This is a genomic window from Maricaulis salignorans (assembly GCF_900103475.1).
GTDB lineage: Bacteria > Pseudomonadota > Alphaproteobacteria > Caulobacterales > Maricaulaceae > Maricaulis > Maricaulis salignorans.
Window position 1 is genome coordinate 15213 of sequence record NZ_FNHG01000015.1, and the last position, 17042, is coordinate 32254.

Consider the following 17042-nt stretch of genomic DNA (forward strand, 5'->3'; position numbering starts at 1 on the left):
CCGCCTTCAGGCGTTCACTGCTGTTTTCGGGGCGATACGCATGTGCGCAGCCGTCCAGGCGCGCGCAAACATATCGATGTCGGATTCAGTCGAGGTCCAGCCAAGGCTGATCCGGATCAGGCCTTCGGCCGCATCGCTGGCGAGGCCGAGCGCGAGGCCCGACTTGGAGCCGCGCGTGCGGCCGGAAGAACAGGCCGAACCGGCACTGATCGAGATATTGGCCAGATCCATCGCCATCACTTGCGTCTCGCCCTTCCAGGACGGGTGGGCAATGGAGAGCGTATTGGGCAGGCGCGGCGCGCCCTCACCGAGGATTTCGATGTCCGGCGCTGCCGCCTTGAGCCGTGCGGCCAGGCCGTCGCGCCATATTGCCAGGGCGGCGAACTGGTCGAGATCGGCCAGCGCCAGTTCCAGCGCCCGGCCAAGACCGGTAATGCCGGCAACATTGAGCGTGCCGCCGCGGCGACCCTTTTCCTGGCCACCGCCATGGTGGTGGCGCGAGAGCGGCGCGTTACAGGCGGCAATCAGTGCGCCAATGCCCTGGGGGCCGCCAAATTTATGCGCCGAGATCGCCATGTAGTCCGCGCCGAGCGCAGCGAAATCGACGGCGATCTTGCCGACCGCCTGGATCGCATCAACGATCATCAGGCCATCATGCGCGTGGATCATGGCCGCAGCTGCCTCAACCGGCTGGATGGTGCCGATCTCGTTATTGGCCAGCATCAGGGCCAGCATAGGACGGCCATCGCGCTCGATATCCCAGCGTGCCAGACGCGTTTCCAGCCAGGCCAGGTCGGCCAGCCCCGACGGTGTCACCGGCATGGTCTCGACCGGCAGGCCCGAAGCGCGGGCTGTGGCAGCGACGGCTTCATGTTCCAGCGCCGAGACGATCAGGCGCCGGGCTCCGCCCGCATCAATGGCGGAATGCAGCGCCAGATTGGTCGCTTCAGTCCCGCCGGAGGTGAAGATGACATCTTCGGCCCGGGCGCACAGCAAGCGGCCCACAACACGGCGTACATCCTCGACGGCGCGCGCGGCCTGCTGGCCATCGCGGTGTACGGAGGACGGATTGGCCGTATGGGCCATCGCTTCGGCCATTGCCGCGATCACCTGCGGCCTGACCGTCGTGGTGGCATTATGATCGAGATAGAGGCGCATAATGCTATTGGGCCGCCTCTTGGCTGAGATCGAGCTCCAGCGCGCGGTCAAGCCGGCCGAGCGCGCCGCTGGCCGAGCCGAGCAGGCGACGCTCGGTCACGTCTTCCAGGGTCACAGAACTGAGGAAGAGGAAAATATGCCGGCCCAGCTCGTCCCACAAATCATGGGTGACGCAGCGCCGGCCATCGGCCAGACAGCCCTTGGCATTGGAACAGCGCGTCGCGCGCAGCGGCTCGTCGACCGCCGTGATGATGTCCGAGATACGGATTTCAGCGGCTTCGCGGCTCAAACGATAGCCCCCGCCCGGCCCGCGCACACTGGACACAACCTCGGCCCGGCGCAGCTTGGCAAACAATTGTTCGAGATAGGACAGGGAGATGGATTGGCGCGAGGCGATCTCTGCCAGGGTCACCGGACCGCTACCGCTCGCGGCTGCAAGGTCGGCCATCGCCATGACGGCGTAACGCCCCTTGGTGCTCAGCTTCATGCGTTTGCCTCCTTAAACACTCGCATCTCGCACGCCGATCATGCTAAGACCCGCCCCTTCGGAGGGACGCGCGCTCATTATTGGGCATGCGAGTCCAATATCCGAGTAGGTTAGTCAAGTATATGGCCCCGGTTTCGCGCCGTTACAAGGCGCGAATTGCCGCATGGTCACGCGAAAATCAGTGGTACCACCCAGGAAGGCGAGACTGAATGCCTGACGTAATCATTCCCGGCCCGGCCGGCCGGCTGGAAGGGCGTTACAGCCCGAGCGAAGACCCAACGGCGCCGGTCGCGCTGATTCTCCACGCCCATCCGCTCGGCGGCGGGCATATGGAAAACCCGCTGGTGGAGATGATGTATGATTCATTCCGCAAGCGGAATTTCGCGACCCTGCGCTTCAATTTCCGCGGCGTCGGCCGGAGCCAGGGCAGCTATGACCAGGGTCTGGGCGAATTGTCGGATGCCGCCACCGTGCTCGACTGGGTGCAGGGCTATAATGCCACCGCGCGCTATTGCTGGGTTGCGGGCCATTCCTTTGGTGCCTGGGTCGGCATGCAGCTTTTGATGCGTCGCCCGGAGATTGCCGGCTTCGTCTCCGTCGCCCCGCCGACCAATATGTATGATTTCACCTTCCTGGCGCCCTGCCCGGCGTCCGGCATCATCGTCCATGGCGGTGCCGACAAGATCGTGCCGGCCGATGATGTCGAGCGGGTGATGTCCAAGGTGCGCGTGCAAAAAGGGATCGAGATCAAACGCGACATCATCCCCGATGCCAACCACCTCTTCACCGAACACCTGCCCGAGCTTGAGCGGCGGATGAATACCTATCTCGACGAGCGCATCCCGCTGGTCGAGAAGGAACGCTCCGAACGCCAGATCACCGGCAAGCGCTGATACGCGCTGTCGTGCAGACCGGGAATTGAAGAAACCGCCAGCCTTCGGGCCGGCGGTTTTTTCATGGCCCGGTTCAGGACCGGGGGTGAGCGATAAGGCCGCCGCAAGTCGGCCGTGACACTCCCGTTGTCGAAGGGATACTGGTCGGCAGGCCAGCGGCAACCCGGGCGGCAAGCCAGGCGAAGGCCTCCGCCTCGAGCAAATCGCCGCGCCAGCCGACGCGCTCGACCGCTTCAGGACGCACCCCCATTGCCTCGCCCATCATCCGCATCAGCACGGGATTATGCCGCCCGCCACCGGTCGCGAGAATCCGTCCGGGCTGGCCCAGTTGATCGATCGCCGCAGCGACTGTGCGGGCCGTAAAAGCAGTCAGGGTCGCAGCGCCGTCTGCGTCACCGAGATGTTGGACCGGGTCGAGCGAGAAATCCCAGCGATCGAGTGATTTCGGTGGGGCCTTGGCGAAAAACGGGTGCTTCATCAGGGCCTTCAACGCCGCCGGGTCGATCTTGCCGCGCGCCGCCAGCTCGCCATTACTGTCATGGCTGGTCCCGAGCCGCTGCTGGCACCAGGCGTCAATCAGGCCATTGGCCGGACCGGTGTCGAAGGCAATGGGATCCGTGTCCGGTGCCAGCCAGGTGACATTGGCGACGCCGCCAAGATTGACCACGGCCAGGGGAAGCTCCAGCTGGCCCTGCGCCACCAGCGCGGCATGATAGAGCGGCGCCAGGGGCGCGCCCTGCCCGCCGCCGGCCATATCCGGGCTGCGGAAATCGTAAACAACATCAACACCCAGGCGATCGGCGAGCGCTTGCCCATCGCCGATCTGGCAGGTCCGGCCCTGTTGCCGTCCGGCCGGTGCCCGGTGCAGGACGGTCTGGCCATGAAAACCCACCAGGCTGATCTGGCCCGCCGTCAGCCCCGCCTCCGCGATCACAGCCTCGACCAGCTCGGCATGACTGGCCGTCAGGACGGCCGCAGCCGCCGAGAAGTCCGGCATTTCGCCCTGGAAATTCCACGCCAGCGCTGTGTCGACAGCAGCCTGCAGGACAGCCCGTTCGGCCTTGCCATAGTCTCGGGTTTCCCCGACGCCGAATTCGGCAATCCGCTCGCCATCGGTGCGGATCAGGGCCGCGTCAACACCGTCCAGCGACGTGCCGCTCATCAATCCGATCACGTATTTCATGCGCGGCCCCTCTTTTCTCGCAGCCATTGTCGACCTAGAAGCCCATGTATCAGGAGAGACGTCATGAGCGAATACAAATCCGATCTGGTCAACACGCTGGTCGAGCGCGGCTACCACTTCCAGTCCACCAATCTCGATGGCCTTGATGAGGCCGCGATGAAAGGGATTGTGACCGGCTATATCGGTTTCGACGCGACCGGCGCGAGCCTGCATGTCGGATCACTCGTGCAGATCATGATGTTGCGGCGGATGCAACAGGCCGGCCACAAGCCCATCATCCTGATGGGTGGCGGCACGACCAAGATTGGCGACCCGTCCGGCAAGGACAAGACGCGCTCCATGCTGACCCATGAGCAGATCCAGGCCAACAAGACCTCGATCCTGACGGCCTTCGATGCGCTGGTCAAAATCGGCGACGGCCCGACCGACGCGATCGTGGTCGATAATGATGAATGGCTGTCGCAATACGGCTATATCGAATTCCTGCGCCTGTTCGGCCCGCATTTCACGATCAACCGCATGCTGACCTTCGATTCCGTCAAGCTGCGGCTTGACCGCGAACAGCCGCTGACCTTCCTGGAATTCAACTACATGCTGCTGCAGGCGGTGGATTTCCTCGAACTCCTGCGCCGCCATAGCTGCACGCTGCAACTGGGCGGGGCTGACCAGTGGGGCAATATCATCAACGGGGTCGAGCTGTGCCGCCGCGTCGACCAGCGGGAAGTGTTCGGCTTCACGACCGAGCTCATCACCACCTCATCGGGCACCAAAATGGGCAAGACCGCCGAAGGCGCGGTCTGGCTCAATGCCGACCAGCTCAGCGCCTATGAATACTGGCAGTTCTGGCGCAATACCGAGGATGCCGATGTCGGCAAATTCCTGCGCCTGTTCACCGATGTTCCGATGGCCGAAATCGCGGCGCTCGAAGCGCTGGAAGGCGCAGACATCAATACCGCGAAAATCCGTCTCGCCAATGAAGCGACCAGCCTGATGCACGGCGCCGCAGCGGCCCGCGAAGCCGAGCAGACCGCACAGCAGACCTTCGCCCAGGGCGGTGCCGGAGCCGGCCTGCCGACGATTGAATTCACGGGTCTGGAGAGCGGCGAGGTTTCGCTGGTGAGCCTGTTCGTCGAGGCCGGACTGGCCGCCTCGAATGGCGAAGTCCGCCGTCATATCAAGGCCGGTGCGGCCAAGGTGAACGGCGAAACACTGACGGACCCGATGGCAATGGCGCGCGCTGATATGGTGCAGGACGGGGCCATCAAGCTGTCGATCGGCAAGAAACGTCACGCCCTCGCCAAACCGGCCGCCGTCTAGCCCGGCTCCGGCTCCGCCGGGGTTTCAGCCTCCGGTTCGGGTTCTGGCGCGGGTTCCGGTTCGGGCTCTGCCTCGAAATCCGGTTCCGATTGTGACCCGGCCTCCGTCGCAGGCGCGAGTTCGCGCAATACCGCGTCAGGCAAAATGTCCGGAATGGCGTCGCTGCGCGCCTCCGCCCGGTCGCGGGCCGCCCGGTCAGCGGCGCTCCCCTCGAAGATCCGGCGCAGAAATCCGGGCGCCAGGGCCGAAAGCGGGTTGGCGAACACGGTCAGACTGTCGAACGGGCCTTCGACGGAATAGACAATGCCGATAATTCCCTCGCCCGGCCTCGAAACCAGCATGTCGCCGATCAGGGGTAATTCGCCCAGGAAGGAATTGAGCACATAGGAGGGGGCAAGATTACCGTCGATCGCCGCGCTCTTATTGGCGAAGTCCACCGTCCCGCTCGCCGTAACGCCCAGCGCACTGCCCCGCGCCCGCGCCTCGCCAATCGTCAGCAAGCCATCCTCGAACATCACGCTGGCATCGATGGCATCAAATTCAATCCCCTCGCCATTGAGCAGGGCCGACAGGCCCTCAAAGGATCCTGCCGCCAGAATGCGCGCCAGGATCGGCACCTGCACGAGGGTCAGCTCACGAATTTCCACCCGCGCGGTGAGCGGTCCGTCCGTGCCCAGGGGCGGAGCCTCACCGAGTACTGAGACCCGGCCATCACGGGCATACCCCTCCCCGCCGAGCATCGCCGCAATCCGCCCGACGGATTGCGCTTCAAGACGCAACTCGCGCACGCCGCCATCCTCGGCCGCGCCGAAACTGGCCTGCAGCGGCCCGTCGCTCGCCGTTCCGGCCAGTGAAAACGCCCGGATTCCGGCCGCCTCGCTGCGCCAGATCAGGTTGAAATCATCGAGCTGGCTGCGATCCGACACCACCAGCCGCGCCACATCCAGCGCCGCATTGAGCGGCATCATCCCGCCTTCACCGCTGCCAAGGCCACGCAAATGCGGCATCAGATCGCGGATATCGAGATAGCGCCCGGCCATGCGGGCGGAAAAGGCATCACCCTCCCGGGCCGGTCCGGTCAGGCTGCCGCTGAGGTCCACCAGTTCCTCGACCAGCAATTGCTCGAAACTGGCCGTCTCCAGACGCCCCTGTGGCGAGAGCTGCGCCGTTGCGGCCACCGAGAGCCCGGCCGATTCCGCCAGAAAATCCCCGAACTGATAACCGCCATCCTCGCGCAGGTGCAGCGTGAAGCCGACATGGCCCGGCTCGCCGGCCTGCTTGGCCCAGACCCCGCCCGGCGCTTCCAGGCTGGCATCGAGCAAATCGGCGTCAATCCGCACATCATTGACGCCCATCCCGGAGCCCGTTGCTCGGGCCTGCAACCGGATATCGCCGCCCAGATAGCGCCGCGCCGGGATGCCGAGCCTATCGAAGGTCCGCGCACCAACCATGGCCGTCATCTCGAACGCGGTCGCCGCTTCGTCAGGTCCGGCGCGGAAATTCTCGCTCCAGACGAACTGGACCGGTGTCTCCAGCACGATGCCATCACTGGTCGCCGTCAGCCCGTCGGAGTCGGCGTGCAGCTGCACCCGCCCGTCGGTAAAGGCCCAGTCGGTACCCGGCACAATACCGAATGCCTCCTCGACCTGGCCCTCGATATTGAACGGGATATCCTCCGGATCGACATCGTCGAGCATGGGGCGACGAAATTCGAATTCGACGACGGCCTGGCCATCGACAATGTCGGACGAAACGCCAAAATTGGAGGTCAGGAAAAGCGGCGGCTCATCGATCAGCGCCAGGATATCGGCTGCCCGCCCCCGGGCCACGCCGGCAAATCGCGCCCGGGCGCCCTTCGGGTTCAGGCGCGGGATATCGACGACACCGCGCGACAATTCGATATCGCCGATACGGCCACTCGTCATGTCGACCTCGAAGGCATTGCCCCGCAAGACCGCATGTCCCCGGCCATGATCGAGAACCGTCATCTCCGGGACATAGCGCACGACCGCATCCTCGAAATCGAAGCTCAGCGTCAGGCGGTCATCGGCGAGTGCACCCGCGGCGACGGATTCCGCATCGATATCGAGATCAAGGCGCGCATTGAAATAATGCCCGCCCAGAATGCTCTCGCGGATCCAGACCCGCGCCGTATCGGCCAGCAGGACCGGCCAGTAGGCCAGCACGGTTTCCGGCTGGACATCGCCTTCGATCGGACCGTTCAGGCGCAGATTGGGCAACCAGCGTCCATCGGCCACCGCCGAGAGCGAGGTCTCGCCCGACAGTCGTGCCTGGATCGGCCCGAGATCGACATCGAGCTGGTCCAGCTGGATTTTCGCCTCGTTCAGATCGACAGACCCGGCCAGTTCAAGCCCGGTCCAGACCGGCGGCCGTTCGAATATGCCGCCCAGGTCGATATGGCCCGGCCCGGCCGTCAATTCATAGCGCCAGCGCATCGGCAGCGCGCCGATATAGTCGGAAAGCTCGAACATGCGACCACTGAGCTCGGCGGTGAACACGTCGGATTCGAGCCGCGCTTCCGACAGGGTGAGCTCTGCCGCATCGGGATCGAAATCCATGCGGACGGTGGCGCTGTTGAAGGCGGTCGATTCGCCATCGCGCAGGACATGCCCTGCCCCGATATCCAGATTGATCGATGCGCCGCGAATGCCCGATTCCCGCGTCGCATTGAGCAAGAGGTCAAGGCTGACGGGCGCATCCAGCACGCGCAGGACCGAGAGCGGACCGATCCCGGGCGCCACCGCCGCCGGCGACAGCTCGGACACCCGGGCCTCCAGCAGCAGACTATTGAGCGCCGCGCCGGCCTGGATGCGCACCTCAAGCGGTGCAAAACCGGACGGCGTCGCCAGCTGGCCGGTCAGCTCGGCCCGGATCCGGCTATCATCCCGGTCGAGGACGACACTCGCCTGGTCAACCAGCCAGGCGATGCCCGTGATCGCATCGACGATCCGCACTGACGCATTCTCGATATCGACATGTCGCAGCTGGCCGAGCATGCCGCCCGGACGTGCCGGTTCCTGCAGCAGCTGAAAGAGCGAGGCACTGTCATCACCGCCGCGGGCCGGCCGCTGTGCCGTGGCCGAAACCCGCTCGACACTGCCCAGCCCGACCCCGACCGCGCCATCGGCGCGCCGGACCATGGAGATGGAGCCACCTGAGATACTGACCGTCACCGGCTCGAACCGCCCGATCAACAGGCTCTGGACCGCAAACCCGGCCTCCAGACGCGGCGCGCGGGCAATCACTTCGCCATGGCGTTCGGCAACGGTGACATCGCGCGCCAGAATCACCAGGGCCCGCGTCTCCGGGTCGAATCGCGCTTCCAGGGCCCCGAGCGCCACGAGTTCGCCCTCGAAGGCCTGGGCCAGCATGATTTGCGCATCCTCGCGCAAAAAATCCAGCTCGATCGGGCCGCTCGACAAACGCACCAGCAGGGCGCCAACCGCGAAGATTGCCAGAGCCAGCAGGACCGCGATGGCCTCGAGCGTATAAATGACGCACAGACGGATCGATCTTCGCAGCATCAGCCAAGGCCTCGCGCAGCGTCACGACTGGACGCAGACAGCAGGAGGCGCACACTGGGGCGAATTTGACACGTCCGCCCGGGCGGCGACAGGAGGGGATAGATGAGCGATCTCAAGACAGGCGACCTGGCTCCACATTTTCGGTTGGCCACCGATGGCGGCGGCGAAGTCGATCTGGGTGAACTACTCGGCAAAACGATTGTTCTCTATTTTTACCCGAAGGACGACACCCCCGGCTGCACAACGCAAGCCATCGAATTCTCCAAGGCGAGCGCCGCCTTCGCCGAAGCCGGTGCGATCATCATCGGCGTATCCAAGGATAGCGTAAAAAGACACGACAAATTCAAGGCCAAGCATGAATTAACAGTCATCCTCGCTTCCGACGAGGCTGGCACAGTGATCGAGGCCTATGGGTCCTGGATCCTGAAGAAACTCTATGGCCGCGAATATATGGGCATTGATCGCTCGACCTTCCTGATCGGCCCCGATGGCCGGCTCGTGCAGATCTGGTACAAGGTGAAGGTCAAGGGTCATGTCGAAACCGTCCTGGCGGCTGTGCAGGCGATCGCCCGATGAGCCTGGCGGCTGGCGACCTGCGCGAGATGGCAGTTGGTGTCCTGCAGACCGCCGAGCCGCGCGCCAAGGCCGCCGCGGCACGCGCGGTGTGTCAGGCCCTGGAGGCAAATGATCTGGCCTGGCCCTCGCCATGGCCCGCAGCCGTGCCGGATGACACGCCGGCGCGGCCGGACCGGCCAGAGCTGGTGGCTCCGGGCAAGACACCCCGCCGGCGCCTCGGTTCGGTTGAGGGCCGCATCGCCCTGCTGCATGCCGTCGCCCACATCGAATTCAACGCCATCGACCTGGCCTTCGACATGGCCGTGCGTTTTGGCGGCGACGCGGCGATAGCGCCGCAGGCCCGGCTCGACTTCCTCACCGACTGGATCCGGATCGGCGATGACGAGGCGCGCCATTTCGGTCTCATCGCTGACCGGCTGGAAACCCTGGGCGCCGCCTATGGCGACCTGCCTGCCCATGACGGACTGTGGGACGCGGCGCGGGCGACCGGGAAAGATGTCGCGGCCCGGCTGGCGATCGCCCCGCTGGTACTTGAGGCGCGCGGTCTGGACGTCACACCCGGCATGATCGACCGGCTTGTTTCTGCCGGAGACACAATCAGTGCCGATATTCTGAAAATAATCTACGCCGATGAAGTGGGCCATGTCGCCGCAGGCATGCGCTGGTTCAAACATGTCTGCGCGGTCGCCGGAATCGAGCCCGAAGCCCGCTATCACAGCCTTGTACAGCAGTATTATCGGGGTGGCTTGAAACCACCATTCAACACCGATGCCCGGGACCGCGCGCGCTTTCCCGAAGAATATTACCTGCCATTGGCAGCAACCGGCGCACCACTTGCATAAACAAGAGTTGAAAACTGACGATCTTTTGTGTCACATGCCCGACTTGGGCACCGGGGCAAGCGGAAGTCTGGGCAAAGTAACGCATGTTCTCACGACTCAAACTCGCTGTGTGGGGCACAGCACAACGTTGGTTCCCGGACCGGCAAATCTACCATCGTAGCGATGGTCAGGTTCGCTATTTCGCGATCTCGACGGCGGTTCAGATCAGCGCGCTTCTCAGCGCCGCGGTTCTGGCGTGCTGGCTCTGTTACTCGACTGTCTCTGTCGCGTTTCACGGTCAGGCCCTTGCGGCCAAAGACTCGGCGATCGAACGCGAACGTATCAATCTCAATCGCATGGTCGCCGAAGCACAGGCCAGTGAAGCCACAGCCTATTCCTTCATGGAATCGCGCATGGAAGAGTTTGATCGCGCTGCCTATGAATTCCAGATGCGCCACGAAACGCTCAGTCAGCTCGTGGAATTCGCCGAACAATTGAGCGGCAATGATATGGCGCCCTCGCCGGCCCTCGCCGATGATCGCGTCCTGATGGCCGCCACGCCGGCCGACCCGACGCCGCGAATGGCCCGCGACCCACTGATCAATATCGCAGCCATGTCGGATTCTCCGGAAGACCAGATTTCGTATCTGATGGGCGAACAGGACAATGTCCTCGCCCAGGCCGAGGACGCTACCGAAGCGCGGCTGGAAAACCTGCGTGCCGTGTTGCGCCTGACCGGACTGGACATTGATCATGTCGTGGCCAGCGGGCAAAATGGCGAGGAACAGGGCGGCCCCTATATCCCGATCAATGACACACAACTGTTTTCTGACGGTTGGGACCTGGAAGCCGATTTCTCCTCCCGCATCACGCGCGTCGCCGCGCGCATGCTTGAGGTCGAGGAATTGGAACGCTTCATCGAGACCGGCCCACTGGGCGTTCCCGTCGACGCCGCCTACCGCCGGACCAGCCCGTTCGGTGTCCGGCTTGACCCCTTCAATCGCCGTGCGACTCAACACCGCGGCATTGATTTTGCAGCCTATCGGCGTGCACCCATTGTCGCGACCGGACCCGGGCGCGTCATTTACGCCGGCTGGCGCAGCGGCTATGGTCGTTGTGTTGAAATCGACCATGGCTACGGGTTCGTGACGCGTTATGGTCACATGAATGAAATCGCAGTGAGGCGTGGCGACACAGTCGAACGTGGACAACAGGTCGGGGGCATGGGTTCCACAGGACGCAGTACGGCCACGCACTTGCATTATGAAATCTGGTATGAAGGATCTGCGATAGATCCCGAACGCCTATTGAGGGCCGGACAATATGTTCAAGGGTAACAAAGACGTCTCACCATCCGATTCGATGTCACAGTCGAGCATGCCGACCAAGAGGACTGCCATGAAATCCAGAGCCCCATCCATCCTCTCGGGTGATCTTGTACTGACCGGATCGATTGTGTCCGAAGGCGAAGTTCAACTCGATGGTTCCGTTGACGGCGATATCCGCGCCGGATCGCTGATCATCGGCGAAGACGCGGTCGTCACCGGCGAAGTTTACGCCGAGACCGTCGTCATCCGCGGGAAAGTCTCTGGCAGCGTCCGCGCTCGCCAGGTCCAGCTGGCCGCAACAGCGCGCATTGAAGGCGACATCGTGCATGCCGCCCTGTCTGTCGAAAGCGGTGCTTTCTTCGACGGCCATTGCCGCCACTCAACCGATCCACTCGCAGAAAAGAGCGGGCCATCGGCGACCACCAGCGCGCCAAAGATGGACAGCCGTCCACCTGCACCGCCAGCCAACAAGCCGGCCGCTGTGGACCAGCCACCGCTGGCCGCGAACAAGTCCAGCCTCTGATCGACAGACGCAGGTCAAAATGAGAAAAGCCGGCGTGCCCATCGGGACGCCGGCTTTTTCATGTCTGGAGCTCAGCGCTCAGTCGCTCACGGCCTGTGCGAAATCAGGACTCAGCGTCCTCACCACCCACACGCGCAGCCAGGGCCGCAGCCATGAAGGCATCAAGGTCACCATCGAGCACACCGCCTGTGTCCGAGGTTTCAACGGCAGTCCGCAAATCCTTGACCATCTGATAGGGCTGCAGCACGTAAGAGCGGATCTGATGCCCCCAGCCAATCTCGCTCTTGCTGTCGGCCAGCGCCTGGGCAGCGGCCTCACGGCGTTGAAGCTCGATCTCGTAGACCCGGGCACGCAGCATGTCCCAGGCCCGTGACCTGTTCTTGTGCTGGGAGCGGTCATTCTGGCACTGAACCACAACCGCTTTCTCTTCACCGGGCATGTCATAGGTCAGGCGCACGGCCGAATCCGTCTTGTTGATGTGCTGACCACCGGCGCCGGACGCGCGATAGGTGTCGGTCCGCACCTTGGATTCGTCGATATCGACCTCGATCGCATCATCAATCTGCGGATAGACGCCGACCGAGGAGAAGCTGGTGTGGCGGCGGGCGCTGGAATCGAACGGAGAGATCCGAACCAGACGGTGCACACCGGCCTCCGTCTTCAGCCAGCCATAGGCATTCTCGCCCTTCACCAGCATGGTCGTTGACTTCAGGCCCGCCTCTTCGCCGGCCTGTTCTTCCATGATCTCGACCTTGTAGTCGTGCGCATTGGCCCAGCGCGCATACATGCGCGCCAGCATCGCGGCCCAGTCCTGGCTTTCCGTGCCGCCGGCACCGGAATGGATTTCAACGAAAGCGTCATTGCCATCGGCCTCACCGGAGAGCAGCGTCTCCAGCTGGGCGCGGCGCATGCGTTCGGCGAGCCTGTTGAGGCCGTCGACAGCCTCCTCGACCATCTCGGCATCCTCTTCCATCTCGGCCAGCTCGATCATTTCGACGCTGTCGGAGAGCTCCTGCTCGGCCTCGTTCACCGTGCTGATCGCACCCTCAAGGCGGGTGCGTTCACGCATCAATTCCTGCGCCTTGGCTGGATTGTTCCAGAAGTCGGGATGCTCGGATCGAGCGTTGAGTTCGTCTAGTCTTTTCTGGGCTGTATCCCAGTCAAAGACGCCTCCTCAGCAGGCCTACGGCCTGCTGGATTTCGTCGGACAGGTTCTGGATATCTGCGCGCATCGGGCAAAGGCCTTCCTGGATCAAGCGGATCAGTCTTGGAGATAAAGGGCGAGGACCGGTCCGACAAGACGGGCTGTGCAGACCGGGCCCTGCGAACCGCTAGTAGAGGCCGCCCAGATCATCTTCCTCGTCATCCTCGCCGGTTCCGTCTTCCGGTTCAGCGGCCAGCTGCGACAACGGGTCCTCGCTGACCGAATTGCGCGCAAAGCTCAATCCGCTCTCATCCTCGCGCGACTGCCGGGACGGCTCTGTCCCGGGCCGGAAGGCTTCCAGGATCACGCCCGACTGCCCAAGAATACCCGGCTCGCCTGTCGTGCGATCAATTGGCACCAGACGCACGCCTGGTGGCACCCGGAAGGGCGCAACCGGGTAGTTTTCAAGCGCCTCGGCAAGAAAATCGCGCACGATCGGTGCCGCGACGCGGCCACCGGCCTCACCCGAGCCCAGCTGGTAGGGCGTGTCAAAACCGATATAGGCGCCGACAACGATGTCGGGACCGAAGCCGACAAACCAGGCGTCGCGGAAATCATTCGTGGTGCCGGTCTTGCCGCCGAGCGGCCGGCCAAGCGAACGCAGGGCGGTACCCGTACCGCGCTGGACGGCGCCTTCGAGCATGTGCACGACCTGATAGGCAGTGACAGGACTGACGACCTCGACACCGGTTTCCGGGAAGACCGGTTCGGCCAGACCCGCTTGCCAGTCAGGCGTATCGCAGGTTTCGCAATCGAGCTGTTCATGGGCGTAAATCGTCGCGCCAAAACGATCCTGCACCCGATCCAGCAGGGTGGGTTCGACGCGGCGGCCGCCATTGACCAGGGTCGAATAGGCCGAGACCAGGCGATAGAGCGTGGTTTCACCGGAACCCAACGCCATCGCCAGAACCGGCTCAAGCTCGTCATAAATGCCGAAACGCACACCGTAATCGACGATCGGATCCATACCCATTTCCTGGGCAAGCCGGACCGTCATGACATTACGGGACAATTCGAGGCCGAGTCGCAGGGTCGACATGCCGTAATATCGTTCCGAATAGTTCTGCGGCATGTAGAAACGCTCTTCCGGACCGCCCGAGGCGACGAAGGGCGCATCGAGGATCAGGCTGGCGGGCGTGTAACCACTGTCCAGCGCGGCCGCATAGACGAAGGGTTTGAAGGATGAGCCTGGCTGCCGGCGTGCCTGTGTGGCGCGATTGAACTGGCTCATCTGGAAGCTGTAGCCGCCGACCATCGCCAGGACGCGGCCGGTATGCGGGTCCATGGCGAGAATCCCGCCATTGATCGCGGGAACCTGGCGCAAGCCGTAATCGCCGTCCGTCTCGGGCAAGGCCTCGACAATGATCACATCGCCGGCGCTGAGCACGGCACTGGCGCGGCTGATCGACGGTCCGACCTCGCCATCGCCTAAGGACTCGCGCGCCCAACTCAGTTCGGACAGGGGAATACGCCCCTCCTCGCCATTGAGAAGACCGATCCGGGCCTCACGATCACCGCTCTCCAATACGAGCGCCGGGATCCAGCCCTCATCCATGTCGCGCGGGATATCGACCGCAGCGAGGCGCTCGACCCAATCATCGCCAAGCTCGATCTGGGCCAGGGCACCATGGTAGCCATGGCGCCGGTCATAGACTTCCAACCCGTTACGCAACGCCCGGCGGGCCGCCAGCTGCAGCGTGGTATCCAGCGTGGTCCGGATGGACAGGCCGCCATTATAGAGCTCGTCATCGCCATACATGGAGAAGACTTCGCGCCGGACATTTTCCACGAAATACTCGGCGGCGGTATAGGTCGCGCCCGACAGGCGATCGACGGTCGTCATCGGCCGCGCGGCGGCTTCGCTGGCCTCTTCCTCGGAAATATAGCCATTGGCCGCCATGCGCGAGAGCACCCAATTGCGCCGATTGACGGCGGCTTCGGGGTGGCGTTCAGGATGGAAAAGCGCCGGTCCGTTGACCACGGCAGCGAGGTAGGCAGTTTCCTCGATCGATAATTCGTCGATCGATTTGCCGAAATAATTCAAGGCGGCGGCGGCGATCCCGTAGGAGCGGCGGCCAAAATAGATCTCATTGAGATAGAGTTCGAGGATCTGGTCCTTGGTAAACGCGCGCTCGATCCGGCGCGTCAGCACCATTTCCTGCACCTTGCGCTCAAGGCGCTGCTCGCTGGAGAGGAGGAAATTCTTCGCGACCTGCTGTGTAATCGTCGAGGCGCCTTCGAGGTTTTCACCGCGCATGACATGGCCGACATTGGCCATCATCGCGCGCAAAATACCGCGGAAGTCGAGCCCGCCATGGTCGTAAAAACTCTTGTCCTCGGCGGAGATGAAGGCATGGACGACATTTTGCGGGATATTGTCGATCGGCACGAAAACCCGATGCTCGCGGGCATATTCGGCGATCAGCAGGCCATCGCCGGCATGGACCCGGCTCATGATCGCCGGCTCATACTCGGCCAATTGCTGGTAGTCCGGCAGGTCATCGGTCACCCGGACGACATAGATCGCCACGGCAATGAAGCCGACAACGGCCAGCACGACCGCTGCAATCCCGCCCCACAAGGCGGCACGCATGACATTACGCAAAGTGAAAATTCTCATGACGCCCTCTGGACCCCCGCCCCAACAGTCCGAATGCAAAACCACGACACCGCGGCGGCATTATGGCCACCCAGCGTCCAGGCACAAACCGATTTAGCGGACAGGCAGTTCCCGTGACGGGTTTTCCTGCAGTGGACCGAGATCCCCGCGCTGCTCAAAATAGGCATCAATCCCGTTCAGGACAGCCGCCATCTGGCGACGACGCGCGGCCGCCGACGTCAAATTGGCCTCATCATTTCGATTGGTCATGAAGCCCATTTCCAGCAATACGGCCGGCACACGCGAATCGAGCAGGACGAAGAGATTGGCCTGCCGGTGCGGATTCTGGAGCAAGGGACCGGCCGTCCCGAGATGCTCCAGCAAGACTTCGGCGAAGGCCGTGGACTGATTGCGCTTCTCGCGCAGTTCCAGCTCAACCAGGATATTGTTGACGTCGACCTGGTCGGTCGGCCCCTGGCCCTGGTGCGCCCGCTGGCGCGCCCGGTTCTCGGCCCGGTCATTCAGCGTATAGACGGCGGTACCGTGCACCGAGCTGTCGGCCGAGGAATCGGCGTGAATCGACAGGAAGAGGTCGGCCCGTTGTTCGACCATCACGCCGACGCGATTCTCCCAGGACGGGTAAACATCGCGGTCGCGGGTCATGTACACGTCATAGCGGCCGGTCGCCTCAAGCTGGCGCCGCAGTTCGCGCGCGGCTTCCAGGGCGACATCGCTTTCGCGTGTACCGCTCGGGCTGAGCGATCCGGGATCGCGGCCGCCATGACCGGCATCGATCACGAGGACACGACGCGCCCGTGATGGTGGCGGCGTATAGACAGCCTCGACGCGCTCGGCGATCAATGATTCGAGTTCACCCGTGCGGATAAAGCCGGATGTTGCCGCGAAACTGCGTGGATTGGCCGGAGCCAGGTCGATCACGAGGCGGTAATTATCCCCGGCGCTCGACGGATCCAGCACGAATTGGGAAGCGATCACAGCCGGGCCATCAAGCTCGAACACGACGCGCGAACTATTGGCGGAATTATTGAAGAAGCGGAAATTGCCAACCAGGCCAGCGCCGAGGCCCTCGCCGGTATCAAGCCCGCGTACGGCCCAGGCTGAGGCCGGCATGTCCACAACCAGGCGGTCGGGCGGGCCTTCCAGCGTGAAGGCCCGAAAACTGGCCGAATCGGAGATTTCAATCACGACCCGGGTCCGCTCATCCTCGACGCCAAATCGCACATCGCGGACCTGCTGATCCGCAACGGCACCCGCGCTGACGAGCAGACTACCGAGGATTGCCCAAATAAGCCGTTGAACTTGCATCACCACACCATCGCACATACCGTGATTCTGTACACGGCTTTTGATGCACCCTAACCGGTGGAGCTTGACGTTTCGTTGATGA

General features: G+C 63.3%; 13 protein-coding genes. 6 read left to right on the forward strand and 7 right to left on the reverse strand.

Features of this window, described 5'->3' with window-relative positions:
• Nucleotides 1-6: 6 nt before the first annotated feature.
• Nucleotides 7-1158, reverse strand: coding sequence for a cysteine desulfurase family protein (locus BLT42_RS11335; protein WP_091770864.1), 1152 nt, complete (start codon nucleotides 1156-1158; stop codon nucleotides 7-9).
• A 4-nt stretch (nucleotides 1159-1162) separates the two neighbouring features.
• A complete protein-coding gene (locus BLT42_RS11340; protein ID WP_091770866.1) occupies nucleotides 1163-1645 on the reverse strand; it encodes an Rrf2 family transcriptional regulator in 483 nt (160 codons plus the stop codon).
• Between the two features lie 209 nt (nucleotides 1646-1854).
• Here BLT42_RS11340 and BLT42_RS11345 point away from each other — a divergent pair, with 209 nt between their 5' ends.
• The gene (locus tag BLT42_RS11345) at nucleotides 1855-2538 is read left to right on the forward strand and encodes an alpha/beta hydrolase (protein WP_091770868.1); all 684 of its coding nucleotides are present in this window, start codon (nucleotides 1855-1857) and stop codon (nucleotides 2536-2538) included.
• Between the two features lie 73 nt (nucleotides 2539-2611).
• Here BLT42_RS11345 and BLT42_RS11350 read toward each other — a convergent pair whose 3' ends face one another.
• The gene (locus BLT42_RS11350) at nucleotides 2612-3721 is read right to left on the reverse strand and encodes an anhydro-N-acetylmuramic acid kinase (RefSeq protein ID WP_091770870.1); all 1110 of its coding nucleotides are present in this window, start codon (nucleotides 3719-3721) and stop codon (nucleotides 2612-2614) included.
• Between the two features lie 63 nt (nucleotides 3722-3784).
• Between BLT42_RS11350 and tyrS the strand changes: the two genes are divergently transcribed.
• Nucleotides 3785-5038, forward strand: a complete 1254-nt coding sequence (gene tyrS / locus BLT42_RS11355; RefSeq protein ID WP_091770872.1) for a tyrosine--tRNA ligase — start codon at nucleotides 3785-3787, stop codon at nucleotides 5036-5038.
• On the opposite strand, the gene BLT42_RS11360 is transcribed toward tyrS, so the two are convergent.
• Nucleotides 5035-8583: a YhdP family protein gene (locus tag BLT42_RS11360; RefSeq protein ID WP_091770874.1), complete on the reverse strand. Its 3549-nt coding sequence runs from the start codon at nucleotides 8581-8583 to the stop codon at nucleotides 5035-5037. The genes tyrS and BLT42_RS11360 overlap by 4 nt on opposite strands.
• 102 nt (nucleotides 8584-8685) lie before the next feature.
• Here BLT42_RS11360 and BLT42_RS11365 point away from each other — a divergent pair, with 102 nt between their 5' ends.
• The 4 genes from BLT42_RS11365 (at nucleotide 8686) to BLT42_RS11380 (ending at nucleotide 11831) form a co-directional block, all read left to right on the forward strand.
• A complete protein-coding gene (locus BLT42_RS11365; protein WP_091770876.1) occupies nucleotides 8686-9159 on the forward strand; it encodes a peroxiredoxin in 474 nt (157 codons plus the stop codon).
• Nucleotides 9156-10001 carry a ferritin-like domain-containing protein gene (locus BLT42_RS11370; RefSeq protein ID WP_091770878.1) on the forward strand — a complete coding sequence of 282 codons (846 nt, stop codon included), beginning with the start codon at nucleotides 9156-9158 and terminating at the stop codon, nucleotides 9999-10001. The genes BLT42_RS11365 and BLT42_RS11370 overlap by 4 nt, the downstream gene beginning before the upstream one ends.
• Before the next feature lie 83 nt (nucleotides 10002-10084).
• The gene (locus BLT42_RS11375) at nucleotides 10085-11317 is read left to right on the forward strand and encodes a peptidoglycan DD-metalloendopeptidase family protein (protein WP_091770880.1); all 1233 of its coding nucleotides are present in this window, start codon (nucleotides 10085-10087) and stop codon (nucleotides 11315-11317) included.
• A gap of 61 nt (nucleotides 11318-11378) precedes the next feature.
• Nucleotides 11379-11831 carry a bactofilin family protein gene (locus BLT42_RS11380; RefSeq protein WP_233342452.1) on the forward strand — a complete coding sequence of 151 codons (453 nt, stop codon included), beginning with the start codon at nucleotides 11379-11381 and terminating at the stop codon, nucleotides 11829-11831.
• A 103-nt stretch (nucleotides 11832-11934) separates the two neighbouring features.
• Here BLT42_RS11380 and prfB read toward each other — a convergent pair.
• The 3 genes from prfB to BLT42_RS11395 all read right to left on the reverse strand — a co-directional run bounded on the left by prfB (nucleotide 11935) and on the right by BLT42_RS11395 (nucleotide 16960).
• Nucleotides 11935-13063, reverse strand: a protein-coding gene (gene prfB, locus BLT42_RS11385) for a peptide chain release factor 2 (protein ID WP_143024125.1) whose coding sequence is annotated in 2 segments (ribosomal slippage) — nucleotides 11935-12993 and nucleotides 12995-13063 — 1128 coding nt in all. Because the reading frame shifts where the segments join, the coding sequence is not laid out codon by codon here.
• 99 nt (nucleotides 13064-13162) lie between these two features.
• Entirely contained in the window at nucleotides 13163-15655 is a 2493-nt protein-coding gene (locus BLT42_RS11390) for a penicillin-binding protein 1A (protein ID WP_091770884.1), read from the reverse strand.
• A gap of 93 nt (nucleotides 15656-15748) precedes the next feature.
• Entirely contained in the window at nucleotides 15749-16960 is a 1212-nt protein-coding gene (locus tag BLT42_RS11395; protein WP_176780342.1) for an N-acetylmuramoyl-L-alanine amidase, read from the reverse strand.
• Nucleotides 16961-17042 lie beyond the last annotated feature (82 nt).

Coding starts and splice junctions, on each gene's coding strand:
- BLT42_RS11345 (WP_091770868.1), top strand. CDS start 1,855: ATGCCTGACGTAATCATTCCCGGCCCGGCCGGCCGGCTGGAAGGGCGT.
- BLT42_RS11390 (WP_091770884.1), bottom strand. CDS start 15,655: ATGAGAATTTTCACTTTGCGTAATGTCATGCGTGCCGCCTTGTGGGGC.
- BLT42_RS11340 (WP_091770866.1), bottom strand. CDS start 1,645: ATGAAGCTGAGCACCAAGGGGCGTTACGCCGTCATGGCGATGGCCGAC.
- tyrS (WP_091770872.1), top strand. CDS start 3,785: ATGAGCGAATACAAATCCGATCTGGTCAACACGCTGGTCGAGCGCGGC.
- BLT42_RS11370 (WP_091770878.1), top strand. CDS start 9,156: ATGAGCCTGGCGGCTGGCGACCTGCGCGAGATGGCAGTTGGTGTCCTG.
- BLT42_RS11360 (WP_091770874.1), bottom strand. CDS start 8,583: ATGCTGCGAAGATCGATCCGTCTGTGCGTCATTTATACGCTCGAGGCC.
- BLT42_RS11365 (WP_091770876.1), top strand. CDS start 8,686: ATGAGCGATCTCAAGACAGGCGACCTGGCTCCACATTTTCGGTTGGCC.
- BLT42_RS11380 (WP_233342452.1), top strand. CDS start 11,379: ATGAAATCCAGAGCCCCATCCATCCTCTCGGGTGATCTTGTACTGACC.
- BLT42_RS11335 (WP_091770864.1), bottom strand. CDS start 1,158: ATGCGCCTCTATCTCGATCATAATGCCACCACGACGGTCAGGCCGCAG.
- BLT42_RS11395 (WP_176780342.1), bottom strand. CDS start 16,960: ATGCAAGTTCAACGGCTTATTTGGGCAATCCTCGGTAGTCTGCTCGTC.
- BLT42_RS11375 (WP_091770880.1), top strand. CDS start 10,085: ATGTTCTCACGACTCAAACTCGCTGTGTGGGGCACAGCACAACGTTGG.
- BLT42_RS11350 (WP_091770870.1), bottom strand. CDS start 3,721: ATGAAATACGTGATCGGATTGATGAGCGGCACGTCGCTGGACGGTGTT.